Below are 21,722 nucleotides of genomic sequence, written 5' to 3' on the forward strand. Positions count from 1 at the left end.
CTCAAACACGCTCAAGGATCATGGCAATGCCCTGACCCACACCGATGCACATCGTACACAGCGCGTAGCGCCCGTGGCGTCGATGCAATTCATTGCTCGCGGCCAGCGCCAGCCTGGCACCGCTCATTCCCAGCGGATGGCCTAACGCAATGGCCCCTCCGTTCGGATTGACGTGTGCGGCATCGTCCGGCACCCCCAGCTGACGCAGCACGCCCAGCGCCTGCGAGGCGAAGGCTTCGTTCAGCTCAATCACATCCATCTCGTTGATGCTGAGCCCCGCTCGCTCCAGCACTTTGCGGGTGGCGGGCACCGGCCCTAGCCCCATCAGACGTGGCTCCACGCCTGCGGTGGCCATGGCCACAATCCGCGTGCGCGGCACAAGCCCCTGTGAAAGCGCCATCTGCTCGCTGGCGATAATCAGTGCAGCGGCGCCATCGTTCACCCCAGAGGCGTTACCTGCGGTAACGACGCCATTTTTGCGAAACGGCGCTTTCAGGGCGGCAAGTTGCGCCAGCGTGGTGTCGGCGCGCGGGTGCTCATCAACAGAGACCTCCGTAACGGTCCCTTTTTTTCCCGGAATCAGCACCGGCACGATCTCCTGCGCCAGAATGCCGTTTTGCTGCGCCCGGGCGGTACGTTGCTGGCTGCGCAGCGCGAACGCATCCTGATCGGCACGGCTGATATTTAACAATTCAGCTACATTCTCTGCCGTTTCCGGCATGCTGTCAGTTCCGAACGTCTGATGCATGAGCGGATTCACAAATCGCCAGCCAAGGGTGGTATCGAAGATCTCCGCCTGGCGCTGAAACGCCGCGGTGGCTTTCGCCATCACAAACGGCGCGCGGGACATCGACTCGACGCCACCGGCAATCAGCAGATCGCCATCACCGGATTTTATGGCGCGTGCAGCAAAGCCAATCGCATCCAGCCCCGAGCCGCACAGGCGGTTGATCGTCGTGCCGGAGACGGTGTGCGGCAGCCCGGCCAGCAGTGACGCCATACGCGCCACGTTGCGGTTGTCTTCCCCCGCCTGGTTGGCGCAGCCGAAGATCACATCATCAATCCGCTCCGGGTCGAGTTGCGGATAGCGCTCCAGCAAGGCACGCAGCGGTATGGCGCCCAGATCGTCCGCGCGTACGGCGGATAACGCCCCGCCGTACCGCCCCACCGGGGTTCGCACCCCATCACAAATAAATGCGTCACGCATCAGGCTTCTCCTGTCACATTGCCGCCGATGCGGTGGGATTTTCCGCGAAAGAGAGCGACGGTTTTCTGTTGTTGGTTCTGAATTTCGATGTCATACACGCCGGTCAGTTTGCCCTGATGCTTTACCCGCGCGGTGGCGGTCAGCTTGTCTCCGACAAAGCCCGGACGAAGGAAATCGATTGTGCAGCCAGAGGCCACCGCCGCCAGCCCCTGGCTGTTGCAGGCGTAGGCAAACGCGGTGTCGGCCAGCGAGAAGAGCTGTCCACCGTGGCAGGTTTTGTGGCCGTTAAGCATCTGCGGGGTGATGGTCATGGTCACCACTGCGTAACCTTCGTCCATGTCGATAATGTCCATCCCCATTGCCTGCGCGCAGGCATCCTGTTCGTACATGGCGCGGGCGTTATGCCAGGCGTTATGACTCATAGCTACTCTCCAGAAGCGCACGCTGGCGCAGCAGTGAACAGGGGCGATAACGTTCTTCGCCGTAGTGACGCTGCAGGTTTTCCAGCAGCGTTAACAGACGTTGCCAGCCCAGCCGCTCGCCCCAGGCAATCGGCCCGGACGGGTAGTTCACGCCCAGACGCATGGCGGTATCGATATCTTTTTCGCTGGCGACCCCTTTCTGCAGCGCATCCAGCGCTTCGTTGGCAATCATCGCCACCGTGCGCCAGACCAGCAGGCCAGGGTAATCGGCAATCTGCACCACCCGCTTTCCCTGCTGTTGCAGGTAGCGGATGACTTTTTGTGTCGCGGTATACGGGTTGCTGGCCGCCGACGCAATCACCGCCACATCGCGCTCAATGCGATCAACCACCACCACCGGGCAGTTGAGGCGCAGCGCCAGCGCCTGAGCGGTTTCGCCCTGCGTTTCAATCAGCAACACCTCATCGATTTCCGTGACGCCGTCACGTTTTCGTTCAACCCGCATTGGGCTAAAGCTGTCGTTGACCGCGTCGAGCCATGGCACCGGTGGCGATTCGCCGCGCCAGTCGTAAACGCCCTTCCCGCTTTTTTTGCCCAGTCGCCCCGCCAGCACCAGCTCCTGCTGCATCAGCGAAGGCAGAAAACGCCGCTCCTGCCAGAATGCGTTAAACACCGAACAGGTCACGGCGAAGTTCACGTCCTGCCCAATCAGATCGGTCAGTTCCAGCGGCCCCATCGGGAAACCGCCGCCTTCGCGCAGGGCCGCATCAATCACTTCAGGGGCTGCAACCTGTTCTTCCAGCGCGCGCCAGGCTTCGGAATAGAACGGGCGCGCCACGCGGTTTACGATGAAGCCCGGCGTTGACTGGCAGCGCACCGGCTGTTTCCCCCAGTTCAGCGCCAGCTCACACAGCGCGTCGGCCACTTCCGGCGAGGTCGCCAGCCCGCTGACCACCTCCACCAGCTTCATCACCGGGGCCGGGTTAAAGAAATGCAGACCTGCCACCCGCTCGGGATGACGGATATCCGCCGCAATCGCGGTGATCGAGATAGAAGACGTGTTGCTGGTAAGCAGGGTTTGCGGTGGGCAGATCTCAGCCAGTTCGGCAAACAGCGCTTTTTTCACCTCAAGGCGCTCGGAGGCGGCTTCTATCACCAGGTCCGCCGCGGTGAGCGCACTGATATCCGTGACCGGGGTCAGCCGGGCGAGGATCTGCCCACAGGCCTCCTCAGTGAGTTTGCCCCGCGTCACCCGGGAGGCAAGGCGCTGGCGAATGCCGTCAATGGCGCGGGAAATGGCGTCTGAGGCAATGTCGTACATCAGCACCTGATGCCCATGGCGTGCCGCGACTTCGGCTATTCCGGCGCCCATCGTGCCGCTTCCAATGACGGCGACAGTACGAATGTTCAGCATCTTACTTCCCCGTAAAATTGGGCGTGCGTTTCGCCAGGAAGGCGCTCACGCCTTCGCGGTAATCGTCGCTGCGTCCGGCCAGCCGTTGATAATCGCGCTCCAGGTCAAGCTGTGCGTCCAGGGTGTTGGTTTCAGCGGCATTGATCGCCTGTTTGATCAGCCCCAGCCCAAAGGTGGGCTGCGAGGCAAAGTGCAGCGCCAGCTGCTGCGCCGTGCTGGAGAGCTGGTCGTCATCCACCACCTGCCAGATCATTCCCCAGGCGTGCGCCTGTTCGGCGCTCAGTTTGTCGCCAAGCAGCGCCAACCCCATGGCGCGGGCACGTCCGGCCACGCGCGGCAGGAACCAGGTCCCGCCGCAGTCCGGGACTAACCCCAGCTTGCTGAAGGCCATTACAAAGGTGGCGGAGCGCGCGGCAATCACCATGTCGCACCCCAGCGCCAGCGTGGCCCCCGCTCCGGCCGCCACGCCGTTGACCGCGCAAATCACCGGTTTTGGCAGCGCTGCCAGACGACGCACCAGCGGGTTATAAAAGGTCTCGACGGACATCCCCAGATCCGGCGCCGGACCGTTCGGGTCGACGTTACGGTCGTTCAGATCCTGCCCGGCACAGAAGCCGCGCCCTGCGCCGGTGATCAGCAGACAGCGGATAGTGTCATCGCGCTCAGCCTGCTTCAGGCACTCTGCAAGCTGCTGGTGCATCGCATCGTTAAAGCTGTTCAGACGCTCCGGACGGTTCAGCGTCAGGGTCATTACGCCTTGCTCTACATGACTGAGAATAAATTCCACAATTAGCGTCCTTTAAAGTCGGGAGTACGTTTCTGTAAGAAGGCGTCGATGCCTTCTCGCCTGTCTTCCGTGGCCGAGAGCAGCGCGAACAGCTGACGCTCCTGGGCCAGACCCGCCTGCAGCGGCACCTCCTGCGACTGGCGCAGCGCCTGTTTAGCCGCCTGTAGCGCCAGCGGCGAGTGGCGCGCCATCAGTGCTGCCTGGTTCAGGGCATATTCCAGCGTCAGTGAGGCCGGGAAAACGTCGCTGACCAGACCGGCTCGCTGAGCCTGCTGCGCCGTAATGCTTTCCCCGGTCAGCACCATTCTGCTGGCGAGCGATTTACCCACGCAGCGGATCAGGCGCTGCGTGCCGCCCGCACCGGGCATGATCCCAAGCGTAATTTCTGGCAGACCGAAGCGGGCGTTGTCACCGGCAATCACTACATCGCACAGCAGGGCCAGCTCGCAGCCAGCCCCGAGTGCAAAACCGTTCACGGCGGCAATCAGCGGTTTATTGAAGGCGTCTATCCGCTTCCACAGCTGAGGACGACTATCGTTCAGGGTGGCAGGCAGATCTTTCTCTGCCATTTCGTTGAGATCGGCTCCGGCCGCAAAGCAGCGCTCGCTGCCGTAAATCACGCAGGCAGAAATACTGTTGTCGCAGGCTGCGGCCTCCAGTTGTTCGGCAAGCTGCGTCAGCAGTGCATTGTTGAGGGCGTTGCGTGCCGCCGGACGGTTGAGCGTCAACTGCAGCACACGGCCATGACGGGTAACGAGGAGTTCGCTCATGCCATCCCCTTTGCGTCGAAGTCGACCACCACGTCGGCGGTTAGCGGCAGCGCCTGACAGCTCAGCACATACCCGGCAGCCAGTTCGTCCGGCTCGAGGCTGTAGTTGGTCGCCATGTCCACCTTGCCGCGCAGCACTTTGCATTTACAGGTGGCGCAGACGCCCCCCTTGCAGGCATACGGCAGATCCGCCCCCTGGCGCAGGGCGGCATCCAGAATGCTGTCGTCATCCGCTGTCAGGACGATCTCGCGGTCACGTCCGTCCTGACGCACGATCACCTTCTGGCCTTCCGCCTGCACGCTCACCGCGCGTTTAACGGCCGTGCCCGGCGTATTAAACCGCTCAAGGTGAAGGGATTTTTCGGCCATCCCCAGCGCTTTTAAGGTCGCTTCAGCCTCGTCCATCATCGCGGCCGGGCCGCAGATAAAGGCCTCGTCGTACTGGCGGAAGTTGATCAGCGTTTTTGCCAGCGCCTGCAGCTTTTCACCGTCGATACGGCCGTAAAGCAGGTCGCTGTCCAGCCGCTCCTGGCTGAAAATGGCAACCAGCTGCAGCCGCTGCGGGTATTTATCCTTCAGGTCTGCCAGCGCCTGACGGAACATCATGCTCTGGCTGCTGCGGTTGCCGTAGATCAGGGTGAAGTGGCTGTTCGGTTCGGCGGCCAGCGTGGCGGATAAAATCGCCAGCATCGGGGTGATGCCGGAGCCTGCGGCAATCGCCAGATAGTGACCTTCCCGCTCAGGCTGTGGCTGATAGCCAAAATGCCCCTGGGGAACCATCACCTCCAGCGTCATGCCCGGTTTGATCTCATCCCGGGCGTAACGAGAGAAACGCCCGCCTTCAATGGCTTTAACCGCGACGCTGATCTCCCCCGGCGCGCTACTCCGGCAGATGGAGTAACAGCGGCGCAGTTCGTCTGCACCCAGTCTGGTTTTCAGGGTCAGGTGTTGGCCGGGACGAAAGCGGTACGCCTCCTGCAACGCCTGCGGCACCGCGAAGGTAATGGTCACCGCATCGCGGGTTTCGGGTTCTACTTTTGCCACTGTTAATGAATGAAACGTTGTCATGGCAACCTCAAATACATTTGAAATAGTCGAAGGGCTCGCGGCAGGTATTGCAGCGGTAAAGCGCCTTACAGGCCGTTGAACCAAATTCACTGATAAGCGAGGTGTCGGTACTGGCGCAGCGCGGGCAGCTCACCTCAGCGGGAACATGGGCATGACAGCTGTGCCCCACGGGTGGGCTGATGCCATACGCGCGCAGACGTTCACGCGCATCGTCGGTCATCCAGTCGGTGGTCCAGGCGGGTTCCAGCTGCAGCACGATGTGCACGGGCGTATACCCGTGTGCCGTCAGGGTGTCGCGGATAGCGCCAAGCAGGTGTTCCGTCGCCGGGCAGCCTGAATAGGTTGGGGTAAAGCCGATCACCCAGCCTTCGCCCTGCGCGGTGACGCTGCGCACCATACCTAAATCGGTGATGGTGAGCACCGGCACTTCCGGGTCCGGGATCTGGCTGAGCAACGACCAGATGTGCGGAACCTGCGGAGGGGCGATGTCGACAAGACGTTGCATGGCGTTCTCCTTTACCACTGCTGACCGGGATATGCGCGCTGGAGATACTGCATCTCTGCCAGCATCGGTCCCAGATGCTCGGTATGCAGCCCGCGTTTTCCGCCGGTGCGATAGGCCGTCTCATCGGGTACGCGCAGGGTGGCTTCCCGCAGTCCGGCAAACACTTCGTTTTCCCACGGCTGGCGCAGGGTGCGCGGATCAACCGCAACGCCGGACTCAATCAGCTCAAGCTCAACGTCATCCGCCTCGAACAACTCGGCCGTAAAGCGCCACAGGTTGTCGATGGCCTGCTGCATTTTTTGCGACGAGGTTTCACTGCCGTCTCCCAGGCGCACCAGCCAGCCGCGGCTAAAGCGCAGGTGGTAACGCGCCTCTTTAATCGCCTTGGCGGCGATGGCGGCAAGCTGGCTGTCGCTGCTGTGGATCAGCCGCTCGTAGAGGGCAACATTCCACGCGTCCATCAGGTACTGGCGGGCGATCGTGTCGGCGAAGTTGCCGTTCGGCTGTTCTGCCAACAGTAAATTGTGAAACTGACGCTCATCGCGGCCGAAGGCCAGGGTGTCTTCATCGCCCTGACCTTCCCGCTCTGCCGCGCAGGCGAGGAAGTTGCGCGCCTGCCCCAGCAGATCGAGACCAATGTTGGCGAGCGCAAGATCGATTTCCAGCTCCGGCGCGTGTCCGCACCAGGCTCCGAGGCGCTGAGAGAGCACCAGACCGTTGTCGCCCAGACGCAGGGCGTATGCAGATACTGTTTTCATCCCTGACCTCACATATGCTCGATGCCATCAGGGATGGTGTAAAACGTGGGGTGGCGATAGACCTTGCTTTCCGCCGGGTCGAAGAACTCGCCGCTCTCTTCCGGCTGAGAGGCAACGATCTCGCTCGCCTTCACCACCCAGATCGAGCAGCCTTCGCTGCGGCGGGTATAGGCATCCCGCGCGTTTTCCAGCGCCATGCGATCGTCAGCGGCATGCAGACTGCCAACGTGGCGGTGGGATAACCCTTGTTTGCTGCGTACGAACACTTCGTACAGCGGCCAGTAGACATTGCTCATCGTGATTTCCTCTTATGCGGCCTGACGGGCGCGTTGTTTTTCTGCATGCGCCAGTGCGGCTTCACGCACCCACGCCCCCTCTTCCCAGGCTTTGCGCTTAGCGGCCAGGCGTTCGTGGTTGCAGATCCCGCGTCCGTTGATCACCTCGTCAAACTCCTGCCAGTCAATCTCACCGAAGCGGTAGTGGCCGGTTTCTTCGTCAAAGCGCAGGTCTGGATCGGGTACCGTCATCCCCAGCATCTCCACCTGCGGGATGGTGTTGTCGACGAAGCGCTGACGCAGTTCATCATTGCCAAAGCGTTTAATTTTCCAGGCGAGACTACGGGCGCTGTTCGGCGAGTTGTCGTCGTTTGGCCCGAACATCATCAGGGCGGGCCACCAGAAACGGTTGATGGCGTCCTGCAGCATCTGCCGCTGGGCGTCGCTTCCCTGCGCCAGCGCCATGCAGGCTTCAAACCCCTGACGCTGGTGGAAGCTCTCTTCTTTACAGATTTTCACCATCGCACGGGCATACGGCCCGTAAGAGGTCCGGCACAGCGCCACCTGATTGACGATGGCGGCACCGTCCACCAGCCAGCCGATCACACCGATATCGGCCCAGCTCAGCGTCGGATAGTTAAAGATGGAGGAGTATTTCATCTTGCCGTCGAGCATTTTCTGGTAGATGTCTTCCCGCGCGCAGCCCAGCGTTTCAGCCGCGCTGTAGAGATACAGCCCGTGCCCGGCTTCGTCCTGCACTTTCGCCAGCAGGATCGCTTTGCGGCGAAGCGTCGGGGCGCGGGTGATCCAGTTCCCTTCCGGCAGCATGCCGACAATTTCAGAGTGGGCGTGCTGACCAATCTGGCGGATCAACGTCTTGCGATAGGCTTCCGGCATCCAGTCCTGGGGCTCAATCGCCGTCTCCTGCGCTATGCGCTGCTCAAAGCGTTGTTCTTGCGTCACGTCATCACCTTTATGATTCGTTAGTTTGCAACTTAAAGCGTAATTGTGAATCACTTTGTTTTTTTAAAAGTTACACAAAGGTTAAATACACCCCCAAGAAATGTTTCCTGATTTTGTGATGTCGCTCGCAGGGCTTTTGCGCAAAGGCCGCCACATCAGGGCTACAACCGCCACACATCTTCCCTTGAGATCACATTGTTAACAATTCATTAAAACTCAGCTTGATTTTTATGATTCATGATCAAACTATTGATAGTGAAATAACGAAACATGTGGAGATAAGAGATGCAGCAGTTAGCCAGTTTCTTGTTCGGTGTCTGGCAATCTGGCCGGGGCCGCGAACGTACTATTCATCACGCCATCAGCGGTGAAGCGCTCTGGAGCGTGACCAGCGAAGGGCTGGACATGGCGGCGGCACGTCGCTATGCCATTACACATGGCGGTGAAGCCCTCCACGCCATGACCTTTATCGAACGCGCGGCGATGCTGAAAGCGGTGGCGAAGCACCTGCTCAGCCTGAAAGAGACGTTTTATGCTCTCTCAGCCCAGACCGGAGCGACAAAGGCCGACAGTTGGGTCGATATTGAAGGTGGGATTGGCACGCTGTTCACCTATGCCAGTCTGGGGAGCCGTGAATTACCGGATGACACGCTGTGGCCCGAGGATGAACTGATCCCACTGTCGAAAGAAGGCGGCTTTGCGGCACGCCATGTGCTGACATCGAAATCGGGCGTGGCGGTACATATTAACGCCTTCAACTTCCCCTGCTGGGGCATGCTGGAGAAACTCGCCCCCACATGGCTTGCCGGGATGCCGGCGATCATCAAACCGGCCACCGCCACCGCACAGGTGACGCAGGCGATGGTGAAAGCGATTGTGGAGAGCGGCCTGGTGCCGGACGGTGCCATCAGCCTGATCTGCGGCGGCGCGGGCGATCTGCTGGACCATCTCGACAGCCAGGATGTGGTGACCTTCACCGGCTCCGCCAGTACCGGTCAGCAGCTGCGCGTTCACCCGAATATTGTGGCAAATGCCATTCCCTTCACCATGGAAGCCGACTCCCTGAACTGCTGCGTACTGGGGGAAGACGTGACGCCGGAACAGCCCGAATTCGCCCTGTTCATTCGTGAAGTGGTACGTGAGATGACCGCCAAGGCCGGACAGAAATGTACCGCCATCCGCCGCATTATCGTGCCGCAACACCAGATTGACGCGGTAAGTCAGGCGCTGATCGCCCGGCTGGAAAAGGTGGTAATGGGCGACCCGGCGCAGGAAGGCGTAAAAATGGGTTCGCTGGTCAACAGCGAACAGCGTGCGGACGTGCAGGAGAAAGTGGATCAGCTTGTGGCCGCAGGCTGCCAGGTTCGCCTGGGCGGAAAAGCCGATCTGCAGGCCGCCGGGGCGTTTTACCCGCCAACCCTGCTCTTTTGCCCTCAGCCGGATGAGACCCCGGCGGTGCACGCCACCGAAGCGTTCGGCCCGGTGGCCACCCTGATGCCGTATCGCCATACAGACCACGCGATGCAACTTGCCCGTGCGGGCGGCGGTAGCCTGGCCGGGACGCTGGTTACCGCCGATCCCGCACTTGCCCGCCAGTTTATTTCTGGCGCAGCGCGGGCGCACGGGCGCATTCAGATCCTCAACGAGGAATCAGCAAAAGAGTCTACCGGGCACGGTTCTCCGCTTCCTCAACTGGTGCACGGTGGTCCGGGACGTGCGGGTGGCGGCGAGGAGCTGGGTGGCCTGCGTGCGGTCAAACACTATATGCAGCGCACCGCCATTCAGGGCAGCCCCACCATGCTGGCCGCCATCGGCAAACAGTGGGTACGCGGCGCGACGGTGCAGGAAGATCGCGTTCATCCGTTCCGCAAATACTTCGAAGAATTGCAGCCGGGCGACAGTCTTCTGACGCCGCGTCGTACCCTGACGGAAGCCGATATCGTTAACTTTGCCTGCCTGAGCGGGGATCATTTCTATGCCCACATGGACAAGATTGGCGCAGCGGAGTCGATCTTTGGCGAGCGGGTGGTACACGGTTACTTCCTGATCTCTGCCGCCGCCGGGCTGTTTGTTGATGCGGGCGTGGGGCCGGTGATCGCCAACTACGGCATGGAAAACCTGCGCTTTATCGAGCCGGTGAAACCGGGCGATACCATTCAGGTGCGCCTGACCTGCAAACGTAAAACCCTGAAGAAACAACGTACGGCGGATGAAAAACCCACCGGCGTGGTCGAATGGGCGGTTGAGATTTTCAATCAACACCAGCAGGCGGTGGCGCTCTACTCCATTCTGACGCTGGTGGCTCGCCAGCAGGGTGATTTCAGCTAACGTCCCCTCACCCTCTCGACAAGGACTGAGGGAATTTGTAAGCAGAAGCAATAACGCTGCTTTCAGCATGACTGAGGGCTCTCAGCGATGCCCTGGTCCGGCTGTAAATCGCTGAGGCGTTTCCTGCAGGCCGGGGTGAGGCGCAGGGATGCGCCGAGAGGGCGGATTTACAGGGAGGTTACCTCCGCCCGTCCCCGATAAGCCGGAAGGAATAAGCCGAAGGCACCGCGAAGCGGCGATTTACCGCCGGGAGCCCGGGTCGCCAGGGTGGTGGCGACTGAGCCACCCTGGCACGTTCACAGGTTATGTCGTAACAGAGTAGCAAGGAACATAAAGTGAACGGAATGACCACCACAGCCCTATGTTCCCCTCACCCTAACCCTCTCCCGATGGGAGAGGGAATTGTTCAATGCGCGTATCGATTTGTGGAGCCTCATCAGTGCGCATAGATAGATGAAAAGGCTCGGCATGTGATTTATCCCCACCCTTTTCTAACCTGGCAAGACTGACAAATAACCTGGCAGATGCAGGCAAACGCTTTTTTCACGCGCCTGTCAGGATAAGACTCACAACACAATAAACACAACAAGATGAGGTCTACGATGAGAAGCAATTCTTCATTTTCTGCCCGTAGAACGGCACTGGCTCTGGCCGTTGCGCTCTGCTGTGCCTGGCAATCTCCCGTTTTCGCTCACGGCAGTGAGGCGCATATGGTCCCAATGGACAAAACGCTGGCAGATTTTGGCGCAGAGGTTCAGTGGGATGATTACGCACAGATGTTCACCATTGCAAAAGACGGTGCGTTCGTGAAGGTTAAGCCGGGCGCAAAAACCGCCATCGTTAACGGCAAACCCCTCGCGCTGCAGGTGCCGGTGGTGATGAAAGACAACACAGCCTTTATCTCGGACACCTTTATCAACGACGTCTTCCAGTCCGGCCTCGACCAGACGTTCCAGGTTGAGAAAAGCCCCCATCCGCTAAATGCATTAACGGCTGATGAAATCAAGCAAGCCGTGGCGATCGTCAAAGCCTCAAAGGATTTTAAACCAAACACCCGCTTCACTCAGATTGCCCTGGCCGAGCCCGAGAAAGCCAAAGTGTGGGACTTTGTGCTGAACGGCACGCCGGTGGAGGCCCCGCGTCAGGCGAATATCACCCTGCTGGACGGCAAGCACGTCATCGAAAGCCGGGTGGATCTGAAGGAGAAGAAAATCCTGCGCTGGGAGCCGGTCAAAGATGCTCACGGTATGGTGTTGCTGGATGATTTCACCGCCGTACAGCAGATCATCAACGAGAGCCCGGAATTTGCTGAAGTTCTGAAAAAACGCGGCATTAACGATACGAAGAACGTGATCACGACCCCGCTGACCGTCGGCTATTTTGACGGTAAAGACGGCCTGAAACAGGAAGACCGTCTGCTGAAGGTGGTGAGCTATCTGGATGTGGGCGACGGCAACTACTGGGCGCACCCGATTGAAAATCTGGTGGCGGTGGTTGATCTCGAACAGAAGAAGATCCAGAAAATTGAAGAAGGTGCGGTTGTTCCGGTGCCCATGACCCCACGTCCGTATGATGGACGTGACCGCGTCGAGACGCCGAAAAAGCCGCTTGAGATCATCGAACCGGAAGGCAAGAACTACACCATTACCGGCGACATGGTGCACTGGCAGAACTGGGATTTCCACCTGAGCCTGGACTCCCGTGTGGGGCCGATGATCTCGACCGTCACGTATAACGATAACGGTAAAAAACGCCAGGTCATGTATCAGGGCTCCCTGGGCGGGATGATCGTCCCTTACGGCGATCCGGATGTGGGCTGGTACTTTAAAGCCTATCTCGATTCGGGCGACTACGGCATGGGCACCCTGACCTCCCCGCTGGTCCGCGGCAAAGATGTGCCGTCCAACGCCGTGTTGCTTAATGAAACCATCCCGGATTACACCGGTACGCCGATGGAGATCCCGCGCGCCATCGCCATTTTCGAGCGCTACGCCGGGCCTGAATATAAGCATCAGGAGATGGGCAAGCCCAACGTCAGCACCGAACGCCGCGAGCTGGTGGTGCGCTGGGTGAGCACCGTTGGCAACTACGATTACATCTTCGACTGGGTATTCCACGAAAACGGCACCATCGGCATTGATGCCGGAGCCACCGGGATTGAAGCCGTGAAAGGCGTGCAGGCTAAAACGATGCATGACGCCACCGCCAAAGACGACACCCGATACGGCACCTTAATCGATCACAACATCGTGGGCACCACCCACCAGCACATCTATAACTTCCGTCTCGATATGGATGTGGATGGCATCGACAATAAACTGGTGGCGATGGATCCGCAGGTGAAACCGAACACGGCCGGCGGCCCGCGTACCAGTACCATGCAGGTCAATCAGTACGATATCGATACCGAACAGCAGGCGGCGCAGAAATTCGATCCGGGTACCATTCGCCTGCTGAGCAATACCCGCAAAGAGAACCGTATGGGGAACCCGGTCTCGTACCAGATCATCCCTTACGCGGGCGGCACGCACCCGGTGGCCACCGGCGCGAAGTTTGCGCCAGACGAGTGGATCTACCATCGCCTGAGCTTTATGGATAAACAGCTGTGGGTGACGCGCTACCACCCTGACGAAATGTACCCGGAAGGGAAATTCCCGAACCGCTCCACGCACGATACGGGGCTGGGTCAGTACAGCAAAGACAATGAGTCACTCAATAATCAGGACGATGTGGTATGGATGACCACCGGAACCACGCACGTTGCCCGCGCGGAAGAGTGGCCCATCATGCCAACGGAATGGGTGCATACGTTGCTTAAGCCGTGGAACTTCTTTGACGAAACGCCAACGCTTGGCAGAAAGAAAGACGAACAGCAATAATCACCAACCGGGCCTGATGCCCGGTTTTTTTTGCCTTTCATTTTGATGATTCATCCAGCCTGCTTATAGTTAGTGGTATCTCACCTTCACGCCCCTGGACGGGAAAACAACCTTTATGGAAAAAAGAAAAAACCTCACCCCCGAACGCGCCACCTGGCCAACACGTCAGGCCATGGTGCACCACGGGCTGGCGATGAACCTGCCCTGGCTGGCCTTTGTTAACGTCAGCTTTGCCCTGATGATCCTGCTGCGCCACGTCCTGCTGGAAAACAGCGTTTTCCTGTATCCCGGTTCACAGCATCTGACCCGGGTTGTCGATGCCTCGATGCTGGGCATCATTATACTGTCTGCCGCATTAATCCTGATGGCCTGGCGACGTATAGCCGGGATAAGCGTAGTGCTGTTTATCTGCAGCGCCTTCTGGTCGATGTGCAGTTACTGGTTCATTACCGCCCTGCACCTTCCCCACGTCTGGCCGCTGTGTGTGATTTTATTGCTCTCCGGCTTGACGGCGCTCTATTTTTACCCGGAGGGTTTACTCTCGTTTGTGCTCCCGCTGTGGCTCACCCTGCCGGTCGCCAGCTGGGTGCTGAATGATGGCCTTAACCTTCGCTTTGCGACTATCTGGAGCGTATTCACGCTGATCATGATTTGCGGGCGGTTTATCCTGTTAAGCTGGTTTGACGAAGCCTGGCGGCGTAATCAGCAAAATCAGCTGTTAATCTCCAGGCTGGATGCGCTGGCGCACCAGGATCCGCTCACCAAAACCGCCAATCGCCGGATGATGGAAGTGGTGCTGGAGAACGCCGTTGAGCAGAACAAAGCCTTCTCGCTGATCATGCTGGATATCGATTATTTCAAGCTCTACAACGACACCTATGGCCATCAGGCCGGCGACGACTGTCTGACCCGCGTGGCGCAGGTGTTGAAGCAGGCGGTGCGAACCCCGGACGATGTGGTGTCACGCTACGGCGGCGAGGAGTTTCTGGTGATCCTGTTTAATTGCCCGGAGAACGTGGCACAGCAGGTTGCCCGCCGCATCCAGGACGGCCTGCGCGCGGCGGCGATACCGCACGGTGCGTCCAGGGTCAGTGAGCATGTGACCGTCAGTATGGGGATTGCGGGGATTTCGCCAGGCCTGGCAGGGCCGGAACTGATCGCCCGCGCCGATGCGGCGCTGTACCGTGCGAAAGAGGCCGGACGGGATCGGTGGTCGCTGTGAAACTAGCCCGGTGCGGCCTGATTCCCTCACCCTGACCCTCTCCCACGGGAGAGGGAACAAACACTAAAAAGGCAACCTCCCGGTTGCCTTTTGCTTTTATTAATACCGCACACACACCGATTTGGTTTCACACCAGCCGTCCAGCCAGTCGGGGCCGAAGTCGCGTCCGGTGCCGGACTGCTTCATGCCGCCGAACGGCAAGTTGGCGTCGATCAGCGTATGGCTGTTCATCCAGACGGTACCCGCCTGCAATCTGTCGGTATACTCCAGCGCCTTGCTGATATTCTGCGTCCAGACGCTGGCGGTCAGGCCATATTCGGTATCGTTGGCAAGGGATAACGCCTCTTCGCCATCGGCTACACGTACCAGGTTAACCACCGGGCCGAACACCTCTTCGCGGGTGAGTCGCAGCCCGGGATCCGGGTTGACCACCAGCGTCGGCGAGACGTAATAGCCTTTTCCTTCCGGCCCACGGTTGCCGGTGATCAGCTCCGCGTTGCGCGATTTCGCTTCATCCAGGAAGGTCTGCACCTTGTCGCAGTGAGCCCGGGATACCAGCGGGTTGATAAACGCCTCAGGGGACATACCCGGCCCGACGCTCAGGGATTTCACCGCCTGTTCAAATCCGCTGACCAGGGTGTCAAACAGCGGCGCTTCGATATAAATCCGCGAGCTCGCCGCACAGACCTGGCCTTGATTGAGGAAGCTACCGGTCATCAGCCCTTCAACCACCCACGCAGGGTCGGCATCTTTCAGCACGATGGCCGGGTTTTTACCGCCCAGCTCCAGCGTCACGCCGGTCAGCGTATCGGCCGCCGCGCGGGCAATCTGTTTACCCGTCGCCGTTGAGCCGGTAAAGCTCACTTTGGCAATATGCGGATGCGAGGTCAGCGCTGCGCCGCACACCGCGCCGCTTCCGGTCACCACGTTAAACACACCGTCAGGGACACCTGCTTCGCTCGCCAGTTCCGCCACCCGCAGCATGGTCAGCGGCGTGGTTTCTGACGGCTTAATAACGATAGAGCAACCCGCGGCCAGCGCAGGCATCACCTTCCACATACCGATCATCAGCGGGAAGTTCCACGGCACAATCCCGGCCACCACGCCCACCGGCTCTTTACGCGTCCACGCCTGATAGCGTGCGCCTTGCGGCAAGGGAATGGAGAGATCGAGGGTTTTGCCGGTTATTTTGGTAGTCAGCCCGGCGGTATAGCGCATCCAGTTCAGGGTACAGCCCACTTCAAAGAGACGGGAAATGTTGATAGATTTCCCCTGCTCCAGCGTTTCAAGCTGGGCCAGCTCCTCGCTGTGCTGCTCCACCAGGTCGGCGAAACGCAGCAGGATACGCTCACGCTCTGCCGGTAATTTTCCGGCCCAGCTGCGGGCGACAAAGGCACGCCAGCCGGACATGACCGCGCGGTCGACATCATCGACGCTGGCGTCTGCCGTAGAGGCGATAACCTCACCGGCAGCAGGGTTATACACATTCAACCGTTTTTCGCTGTCCGACGCGGCCTGACGCCCCTCGATCCACAGCCCGTGATGTCGGTCCAGAAACTGCTGTACGCCAGGCTGGATGGCGACCTGTGATTCAGACATAGAGTACTCCTTCGTTATTCTTCGCAGGGTGTTACTGCAGTCTAAGAGGCCTTTTGCATTCCCGCTTTTGTCTGTGTGACATTCGCTTTGCCACCTGTGACAGGTGCCGCAATTCGTGATAATTCCGCCTTATAACGCTGTTACCGGTGAGTGTTCTTTCCTATAGTCAGCCTCATGGCTCTGACAAAACGCAACACAAATGCAACAATGCGAAAACATTGATGGCGCAGCGAGATAAACGATGGCGGGTGTAAGCGAACAGGAACGGTATCAGCAGTGGCTGGCGCAAATTAACCATGTCTGCGGGCGCTTTAATGCGCGTCCTTTAGAGGGTGAGTTCATTGGTGAACTGGAAACGAGCTACGCCCGAAGCCTGAAGTTAAGCACCGTCACCGCAGGCGGGGTCAACCTGTTTCGCTCCCGTCAGGAGATTAAACAGAGCAATGATGCCTGGTTTTATACCGTGTTTCAGCTTGACGGCAGCGCGGAGATTGAACAGGACGATCGCCGTTCAATTCTGAACGCCGGCGACATTACGCTTATCGACGCCTCTCGTCCCTGCTCCATCAACTGGCAGCAAAAATCCCGCCAGATTTCGCTGCTGGTTCCCCGTCAGATTATTGAGCAGCAGTGTCGCTTTCAGGAGGTGAGCTGCGCGCTGACACTTTCCCGCTCGCTGCCCACCGTACAGCTCAGCCATCGTCTGCTGCTGGAGAGCATGAGCAATGCTGACCTGAGTGACAGAGAGAGCGAAGCCGCGCTGGAAGCGATGATCTGCCTGCTCCGTCCGGCGTTTCAACAGCGCGACGCGGTACAGCCACGCAAGGAACGTCAGTTCCGGAACGTTCTGTCGTTAATTGATGACCATATTCAGTCGGAATCCCTGCGCCCGGAATGGATTGCCGCAGAGAGCGGCATGTCGGTGCGAAGCCTGTATCGCATGTTTGCCGATAAAGGGCTGGTGGTGGCACAGTACATCAAAAATCGTCGGCTGGATCTGTGCGCGCAGGTACTGAGATCCGCCAGCGACGAGGAAAAGCTGGCGGGGATTGGCTACAGCTGGGGATTTGCCGACCATAGCCATTTTTCAACGGCATTTAAGCAGCGTTTTGGCGTCTCGCCTGGCGAGTACCGTAAGCGCTTTCGCTGATTACTTCTTCAGCCATTTCCCGTTAATGCCCTTCACATACTCTCCCGGCTGTGCGCGGGCCACCAGCTTTTGCCCGGCCATCTTCGCCACTTCATCAACCGGCAGGTTATTGCTGTCCGCCAGCTTCTGGTAGCTTTCCGTGCGCGCCGCGTTGATGCGGCTCACCAGCGCCAGCGTTTCAGGGTCTTGTTTCACCGGGGCAAGATACCCGCTCAGGGTCTCCCCGACACGCCCCTGCGCCCGGGCCTCGTTTAAGGTCAGGGTTGCCGCCTGCACGTTCATGCCCAGCGCCAGTAACATCAGAGCTAATCGTTTCATGGCGTCCTCAGAACAGATCGCTGCGCGATTTCAGCAGGGTTTCAACGTCTTTATCGACTTTAATGTGGATCTCATGTTCGATTTTGACGTTCATATTGATGGTGATCGGCTCCTTCGGCGCAGCGACTTCAATACGCGGCGTACAGCCGGTCAGGAGCACGGCAACGGCGACGGTGAGTACACCAGCCCTCATTTTCATTGTTGTTCCTCACTTTCCTTGCCAGTCGAACTGCGGATACCGGGTAGCGCCGCGTGTTGCTCAAACCAGGTTTGTAGATTGTCTCCAAAGCGCAGGCTGCGCCAGAGGGTAAAGACGTTCTCGTCATGGGTGTAGTTGAGATTCACGGAACTGCTTTTGCCATCGACCCGGCTGGTACCTTTAATGGTCGCCTGCATGGTTAATTCACCCAGATTATCTAAATTGATTCTTGTCCACGACCGTGAAATTTCCATATAGCGGAGCCAGTTAATCGCCGCCCCCGCAACCATATTATCCCTGACGATGGCGTCAGCGGTGTCTTTATCAATACGCAGCGTCATCGGCCCCGGGTTGGTCAGCCAGCCATCTTTAATGATCCATTTTTCATTGTCCAGCCAGAACGGCAGCGCTCCGCTTACCGGACCTGACATGGCGAACTGTTTCGGATTGACGGCGCTGATCAGCTCGCTTGACGAAATATTGTCCACGCGCAGCAGCGCCGGATCGTGCTGCGGCATTCTGAGCTGCTGCATGGTAATTTTCCCGCCGAGGGTCTCCACCTTGACGTTGGTCAGCAGCAGTGGGTTTTCTTCACTCCACGGATAGTTGCCCTGCAGGTCTGCGGTAATGTTGCGCGCGGTCACCAGGTTTTCCACTTCGCCAATGCGCAATGTGACCGGGCCACGCGTGCCCAGCGACCAGGTGCCCTCGCTAAACCGGAACGGCAGCACAAAATCCACGCCATTGATCTGGTTGTCTGGCATCCAGGCGCTACCGGATTTCAGCACGCCGTGACCGCCCGCCTCAAAGCCCTGGTCGGCAGCAGCAGAGAACGCCACCTGCGCATAGAGCTCACCGTCACGCAGCGTCATTTTCCAGTCTGGTGGGATCAATGGCTGGAACACGGTGAGGGATTGTTTTGGCCACCAGGCCTGACCGCGAAGGCGTTCCCCGTCCCAGCGACCGTTAACCTGCACCGGGCCGATGGCCTCGGCATGCAGATCGCCTTTGTACTGGAATATCGTCGGGTCAGTTCCCTCAACGCTGAAGGTCAGCACCGACGGTGGCAACACGCTGCCGCTGGCGAAATGGGTTTCTCCGGCATTGAGCGACAGCGCACCGCTAAATTTCGGTGTGACCGGGTCACGCACCCAGCGTACCGGTTTATCCAGTACCAGTCGCGGTTTACTGACGTCCATGGTGCCGTACTGCAGTTTGTCAAAGCCGGTAGAGAGCGCGGTCAGCTCAATAAGTTTGTCGCGCCATTCGCCTTTCCCGGCGACATCCCAGCGCGCATTCATTGGCGTAAAGCTGCCTTTGCCCCAGTAACGCCACTGCCACAGGCCGTTATCGGGTAAAAAGTCGTTGGCCTGACCGTCCAGATGCAGCTCAAAATCCCCCATCTCGTTCTCATGGGCCCGCAGAATAGCCTGCAGACGACCATCCACGCCCTTTTGCGTGAGCTTCACGCCCGCCAGTGGCCAGCGGATTTCGTCGATATCCAGCGAATCAATAATGCGACCGCGCGAGCGCAGCAGCGCGCCAGGCTCAAAAGTGAGCTGAGGATCGTTCAGGCCGCCGGTCAGTCTGGCCGGAAGTCTGGCGTAAAGCACCAGGTCGTCCTGTTTGGCCTCCCCGCTCAGATGAAGCGGCATGTCGCTGTTTTCCAGGCTGAGCCTGCCCGGCCCGAGATTCAGCACGGCGTTACCCTTTCCGGCATCCCCCTGAGTCAGGACATTGAGGCGTCCGGTAAAGGTGGCTTTCTCCAGCCCCTGCTGCCAGTTATCCACCCGAAGACCCACGCGGCCGCTCATCGGCATGCCGGACAGGTTCCAGTTCCAGCGCCCGTCGCTGATATTCAGCTGTTCGGCCGTGATTTGCCATGGTAAATCGAGAAGCGGATCGGGGTTATCCCGCGCCATCACCAGCAGTTGCCCCTGATTTTCTTCCCAGTCCAGGTCGGCATCGACCAGCGAGGTGAGCTGTGGCACGTTAAAAGTGGCGACCGCATGGCCTTTCACCGGCACGCCATCCGGCACCAGCGGCAGGGTGAACTCACCCACCAGTTTTACGGGCGGCACCTGGCCGGGGAGTTGTACATCAAGCTGACTGACCGAGAGAGTCTGGCCGCGTAACTGCCCTTTGAAACTGACCTGCTCGCCGTTGTAGGTCACCGCCTGTACCGCAGGCGTCAGTGAGGCATGCAGTTCCCCTTCCCACTGTTGCCAGGGAGAAAGTGTAAGGCGGCGGATAATGACCCAGGTATTTGGCAGTACCGACTGCCACTGAGCCAGGGTTTTTGGCGCAACGGTTGACGGTGCAGACTGGGGAATTTTGCTGAGGCACACCGTGTTAAGTTCAAGCGCACCAATATCCAGATTCCAGCGGCTGGGATGCGACAGCGTGGCGTTTTCAACCCGGGCAATTTCACAATCCTCAACCAGATAGCGAAGATCGGGGATCACCAGCGCATGCCGGGTCAGTTTAGGGCTTTCCTCAAAGGCGATACGTGTTCCGACAGGCAGCCAGATACCGGCGAGGGTCGGTACCCACTGGGCGAGCGTCATCAGCAGCGTCAGCGGCAATAAAATCAACAGCAATAAGAGCGCAATCGCGGCTTTGTATTTACCCTTCATGGGCAGTTAATATCCTGATTTAGCGAGAGAATTAAGCCGACAGTGCCGATCATTGTCGCATGTTTAGTCAATCAGTTGAAGTAAATGCCAGTTTTAAGAATAGATGCTCTAAAATAATTGATAGAACTTATTGATTTAAATAAAATTTTAGAAATTGTAAGATTATTTTAATCATGCTAACGTGGATGTAAAATCACTGGAGAAAGTCTTATGAAACTCGCGGTATATAGCACAAAGCAGTACGACAAAAAGTATCTGCAACATGTTAACGAGGCTTACGGGTTCGATCTTGAATTTTTCGACTTTCTGCTGACCGAAAAAACCGCTAAAACGGCGCACGGCTGTGAAGGCGTCTGCATCTTCGTGAACGATGACGGTAGTCGTCCGGTACTGGAAGAGCTGAAAAAGCACGGCGTAAAGTATATCGCCCTGCGCTGCGCGGGCTTCAATAACGTCGATCTGGATGCGGCGAAAGAGCTGGGGCTGAAGGTGGTTCGCGTTCCGGCCTACTCCCCGGAAGCGGTCGCGGAACATGCTGTGGGCATGATGATGTCGCTGAACCGTCGTATTCACCGCGCTTATCAGCGTACCCGAGATGCGAACTTCTCGCTGGAAGGACTGACCGGCTTTACCATGTACGGTAAAACCGCAGGCGTGATCGGTACCGGTAAAATCGGCGTGGCCGCCCTGCGCATTCTGAAAGGCTTTGGTATGCGCCTGCTGGCGTTTGACCCGTACCCAAGCGCCGCCGCGCTGGAGCTGGGCGTGGAATATGTCGATCTCCCGACCCTGTTCTCCCAGTCTGACGTGATCTCCCTGCACTGCCCGCTGACGCCGGAAAACTATCACCTGCTGAATCAGACCGCGTTTGAGCAGATGAAAGACGGCGTGATGATCATCAATACCAGCCGCGGCGGCTTGATTGACTCTCAGGCGGCGATTGAAGCGCTGAAAACCCAGAAAATTGGCGCGCTGGGGATGGACGTGTATGAGAACGAACGCGATCTGTTCTTTGAAGACAAGTCTAACGACGTCATTCAGGACGACGTATTCCGTCGCCTGTCCGCCTGCCATAACGTGCTCTTTACCGGGCACCAGGCGTTCCTGACCGCAGAAGCACTGATCAGCATTTCCGAAACCACGCTGGGGAATTTACAGCAGCTGGAAAACGGCGAAGCGTGTCCTAACGAGATAGTCTAAGCCTGACATGCCGGGTGGCGGTT

The 21,722-nt window shown here is 58.7% G+C and carries 19 protein-coding genes; 5 read left to right on the forward strand and 14 right to left on the reverse strand.

Annotated elements, in window-relative coordinates; genetic code table 11:
• Nucleotide 1: 1 nt before the first annotated feature.
• Genes pcaF through paaA form a run of 10 tightly spaced genes read right to left on the reverse strand, consistent with a single transcriptional unit; the run spans nt 2 to nt 8,168 of the window.
• Nucleotides 2–1,207, reverse strand: coding sequence for a 3-oxoadipyl-CoA thiolase (pcaF, locus tag NQ842_RS13620; protein WP_257255974.1), 1,206 nt, complete (start codon nt 1,205–1,207; stop codon nt 2–4).
• Nucleotides 1,207–1,629 (reverse strand): hydroxyphenylacetyl-CoA thioesterase PaaI, encoded by a 423-nt coding sequence (paaI, locus tag NQ842_RS13625; RefSeq protein ID WP_014831764.1) that lies wholly within the window; start codon nt 1,627–1,629, stop codon nt 1,207–1,209. Before paaI ends, pcaF begins: the two co-directional genes overlap by 1 nt.
• Complete coding sequence (gene paaH, locus NQ842_RS13630; RefSeq protein ID WP_257255975.1) at nt 1,619–3,043, reverse strand: 3-hydroxyacyl-CoA dehydrogenase PaaH; 1,425 nt, start codon at nt 3,041–3,043, stop codon at nt 1,619–1,621. Before paaH ends, paaI begins: the two co-directional genes overlap by 11 nt.
• Before the next feature lies 1 nt (nt 3,044).
• Nucleotides 3,045–3,833: a 2-(1,2-epoxy-1,2-dihydrophenyl)acetyl-CoA isomerase PaaG gene (gene paaG, locus NQ842_RS13635; protein ID WP_196373389.1), complete on the reverse strand. Its 789-nt coding sequence runs from the start codon at nt 3,831–3,833 to the stop codon at nt 3,045–3,047.
• Complete coding sequence (paaF, locus tag NQ842_RS13640; protein ID WP_257255976.1) at nt 3,833–4,600, reverse strand: 2,3-dehydroadipyl-CoA hydratase PaaF; 768 nt, start codon at nt 4,598–4,600, stop codon at nt 3,833–3,835. The genes paaG and paaF overlap by 1 nt, the downstream gene beginning before the upstream one ends.
• Nucleotides 4,597–5,667 carry a 1,2-phenylacetyl-CoA epoxidase subunit PaaE gene (paaE, locus tag NQ842_RS13645; protein ID WP_248061697.1) on the reverse strand — a complete coding sequence of 357 codons (1,071 nt, stop codon included), beginning with the start codon at nt 5,665–5,667 and terminating at the stop codon, nt 4,597–4,599. The genes paaF and paaE overlap by 4 nt, the downstream gene beginning before the upstream one ends.
• A gap of 7 nt (nt 5,668–5,674) precedes the next feature.
• Nucleotides 5,675–6,172 carry a 1,2-phenylacetyl-CoA epoxidase subunit PaaD gene (gene paaD / locus NQ842_RS13650; RefSeq protein WP_047362037.1) on the reverse strand — a complete coding sequence of 166 codons (498 nt, stop codon included), beginning with the start codon at nt 6,170–6,172 and terminating at the stop codon, nt 5,675–5,677.
• 11 nt (nt 6,173–6,183) lie between these two features.
• Nucleotides 6,184–6,930, reverse strand: coding sequence for a 1,2-phenylacetyl-CoA epoxidase subunit PaaC (gene paaC / locus NQ842_RS13655; protein WP_063412913.1), 747 nt, complete (start codon nt 6,928–6,930; stop codon nt 6,184–6,186).
• 8 nt (nt 6,931–6,938) lie between these two features.
• Nucleotides 6,939–7,226, reverse strand: coding sequence for a 1,2-phenylacetyl-CoA epoxidase subunit PaaB (paaB, locus tag NQ842_RS13660; RefSeq protein WP_003857353.1), 288 nt, complete (start codon nt 7,224–7,226; stop codon nt 6,939–6,941).
• 12 nt (nt 7,227–7,238) lie between these two features.
• Complete coding sequence (paaA, locus tag NQ842_RS13665) at nt 7,239–8,168, reverse strand: 1,2-phenylacetyl-CoA epoxidase subunit PaaA (protein ID WP_013096761.1); 930 nt, start codon at nt 8,166–8,168, stop codon at nt 7,239–7,241.
• Between the two features lie 285 nt (nt 8,169–8,453).
• Between paaA and paaZ the strand changes: the two genes are divergently transcribed.
• The 3 genes from paaZ (at nt 8,454) to NQ842_RS13680 (ending at nt 14,597) form a co-directional block, all read left to right on the forward strand.
• Nucleotides 8,454–10,496 (forward strand): phenylacetic acid degradation bifunctional protein PaaZ, encoded by a 2,043-nt coding sequence (paaZ, locus tag NQ842_RS13670; RefSeq protein ID WP_257255977.1) that lies wholly within the window; start codon nt 8,454–8,456, stop codon nt 10,494–10,496.
• 602 nt (nt 10,497–11,098) lie between these two features.
• Nucleotides 11,099–13,375 (forward strand): primary-amine oxidase, encoded by a 2,277-nt coding sequence (tynA, locus tag NQ842_RS13675; protein ID WP_257255978.1) that lies wholly within the window; start codon nt 11,099–11,101, stop codon nt 13,373–13,375.
• A 115-nt stretch (nt 13,376–13,490) separates the two neighbouring features.
• Entirely contained in the window at nt 13,491–14,597 is a 1,107-nt protein-coding gene (locus tag NQ842_RS13680) for a GGDEF domain-containing protein (RefSeq protein ID WP_047362043.1), read from the forward strand.
• 99 nt (nt 14,598–14,696) lie between these two features.
• Here the strand turns inward: NQ842_RS13680 and NQ842_RS13685 are convergent, their stop codons facing one another.
• Nucleotides 14,697–16,196: an aldehyde dehydrogenase family protein gene (locus NQ842_RS13685; protein WP_257255979.1), complete on the reverse strand. Its 1,500-nt coding sequence runs from the start codon at nt 16,194–16,196 to the stop codon at nt 14,697–14,699.
• A 241-nt stretch (nt 16,197–16,437) separates the two neighbouring features.
• On the opposite strand from NQ842_RS13685, the gene feaR reads away from it, so the two are divergent.
• Complete coding sequence (gene feaR, locus NQ842_RS13690; protein ID WP_083022110.1) at nt 16,438–17,346, forward strand: transcriptional regulator FeaR; 909 nt, start codon at nt 16,438–16,440, stop codon at nt 17,344–17,346.
• Here the strand turns inward: feaR and NQ842_RS13695 are convergent, their stop codons facing one another.
• The 3 genes from NQ842_RS13695 to NQ842_RS13705 are packed head-to-tail and all read right to left on the reverse strand — an operon-like array spanning nt 17,347 to nt 20,499.
• Entirely contained in the window at nt 17,347–17,664 is a 318-nt protein-coding gene (locus NQ842_RS13695) for a YdbL family protein (RefSeq protein WP_028028066.1), read from the reverse strand.
• A gap of 7 nt (nt 17,665–17,671) precedes the next feature.
• The gene (locus NQ842_RS13700) at nt 17,672–17,863 is read right to left on the reverse strand and encodes a YnbE family lipoprotein (RefSeq protein WP_014831748.1); all 192 of its coding nucleotides are present in this window, start codon (nt 17,861–17,863) and stop codon (nt 17,672–17,674) included.
• A complete protein-coding gene (locus tag NQ842_RS13705; protein WP_257255980.1) occupies nt 17,860–20,499 on the reverse strand; it encodes a YdbH family protein in 2,640 nt (879 codons plus the stop codon). Before NQ842_RS13705 ends, NQ842_RS13700 begins: the two co-directional genes overlap by 4 nt.
• A gap of 210 nt (nt 20,500–20,709) precedes the next feature.
• Here NQ842_RS13705 and NQ842_RS13710 point away from each other — a divergent pair, with 210 nt between their 5' ends.
• Nucleotides 20,710–21,699: a 2-hydroxyacid dehydrogenase gene (locus NQ842_RS13710; RefSeq protein WP_013096773.1), complete on the forward strand. Its 990-nt coding sequence runs from the start codon at nt 20,710–20,712 to the stop codon at nt 21,697–21,699.
• Nucleotides 21,700–21,722: the final 23 nt, after the last annotated feature.

The sequence above is a fragment of the Enterobacter cloacae complex sp. R_G8 genome (genome assembly GCF_024599795.1).
In the GTDB taxonomy this organism is placed as follows: Bacteria; Pseudomonadota; Gammaproteobacteria; order Enterobacterales; family Enterobacteriaceae; genus Enterobacter; species Enterobacter dissolvens.

Coding starts and splice junctions, on each gene's coding strand:
- pcaF (WP_257255974.1), bottom strand. CDS start 1,207: ATGCGTGACGCATTTATTTGTGATGGGGTGCGAACCCCGGTGGGGCGG.
- paaI (WP_014831764.1), bottom strand. CDS start 1,629: ATGAGTCATAACGCCTGGCATAACGCCCGCGCCATGTACGAACAGGAT.
- paaH (WP_257255975.1), bottom strand. CDS start 3,043: ATGCTGAACATTCGTACTGTCGCCGTCATTGGAAGCGGCACGATGGGC.
- paaF (WP_257255976.1), bottom strand. CDS start 4,600: ATGAGCGAACTCCTCGTTACCCGTCATGGCCGTGTGCTGCAGTTGACG.
- paaE (WP_248061697.1), bottom strand. CDS start 5,667: ATGACAACGTTTCATTCATTAACAGTGGCAAAAGTAGAACCCGAAACC.
- paaD (WP_047362037.1), bottom strand. CDS start 6,172: ATGCAACGTCTTGTCGACATCGCCCCTCCGCAGGTTCCGCACATCTGG.
- paaC (WP_063412913.1), bottom strand. CDS start 6,930: ATGAAAACAGTATCTGCATACGCCCTGCGTCTGGGCGACAACGGTCTG.
- paaB (WP_003857353.1), bottom strand. CDS start 7,226: ATGAGCAATGTCTACTGGCCGCTGTACGAAGTGTTCGTACGCAGCAAA.
- paaZ (WP_257255977.1), top strand. CDS start 8,454: ATGCAGCAGTTAGCCAGTTTCTTGTTCGGTGTCTGGCAATCTGGCCGG.
- tynA (WP_257255978.1), top strand. CDS start 11,099: ATGAGAAGCAATTCTTCATTTTCTGCCCGTAGAACGGCACTGGCTCTG.
- NQ842_RS13680 (WP_047362043.1), top strand. CDS start 13,491: ATGGAAAAAAGAAAAAACCTCACCCCCGAACGCGCCACCTGGCCAACA.
- NQ842_RS13685 (WP_257255979.1), bottom strand. CDS start 16,196: ATGTCTGAATCACAGGTCGCCATCCAGCCTGGCGTACAGCAGTTTCTG.
- feaR (WP_083022110.1), top strand. CDS start 16,438: ATGGCGGGTGTAAGCGAACAGGAACGGTATCAGCAGTGGCTGGCGCAA.
- NQ842_RS13695 (WP_028028066.1), bottom strand. CDS start 17,664: ATGAAACGATTAGCTCTGATGTTACTGGCGCTGGGCATGAACGTGCAG.
- NQ842_RS13700 (WP_014831748.1), bottom strand. CDS start 17,863: ATGAAAATGAGGGCTGGTGTACTCACCGTCGCCGTTGCCGTGCTCCTG.
- NQ842_RS13705 (WP_257255980.1), bottom strand. CDS start 20,499: ATGAAGGGTAAATACAAAGCCGCGATTGCGCTCTTATTGCTGTTGATT.
- NQ842_RS13710 (WP_013096773.1), top strand. CDS start 20,710: ATGAAACTCGCGGTATATAGCACAAAGCAGTACGACAAAAAGTATCTG.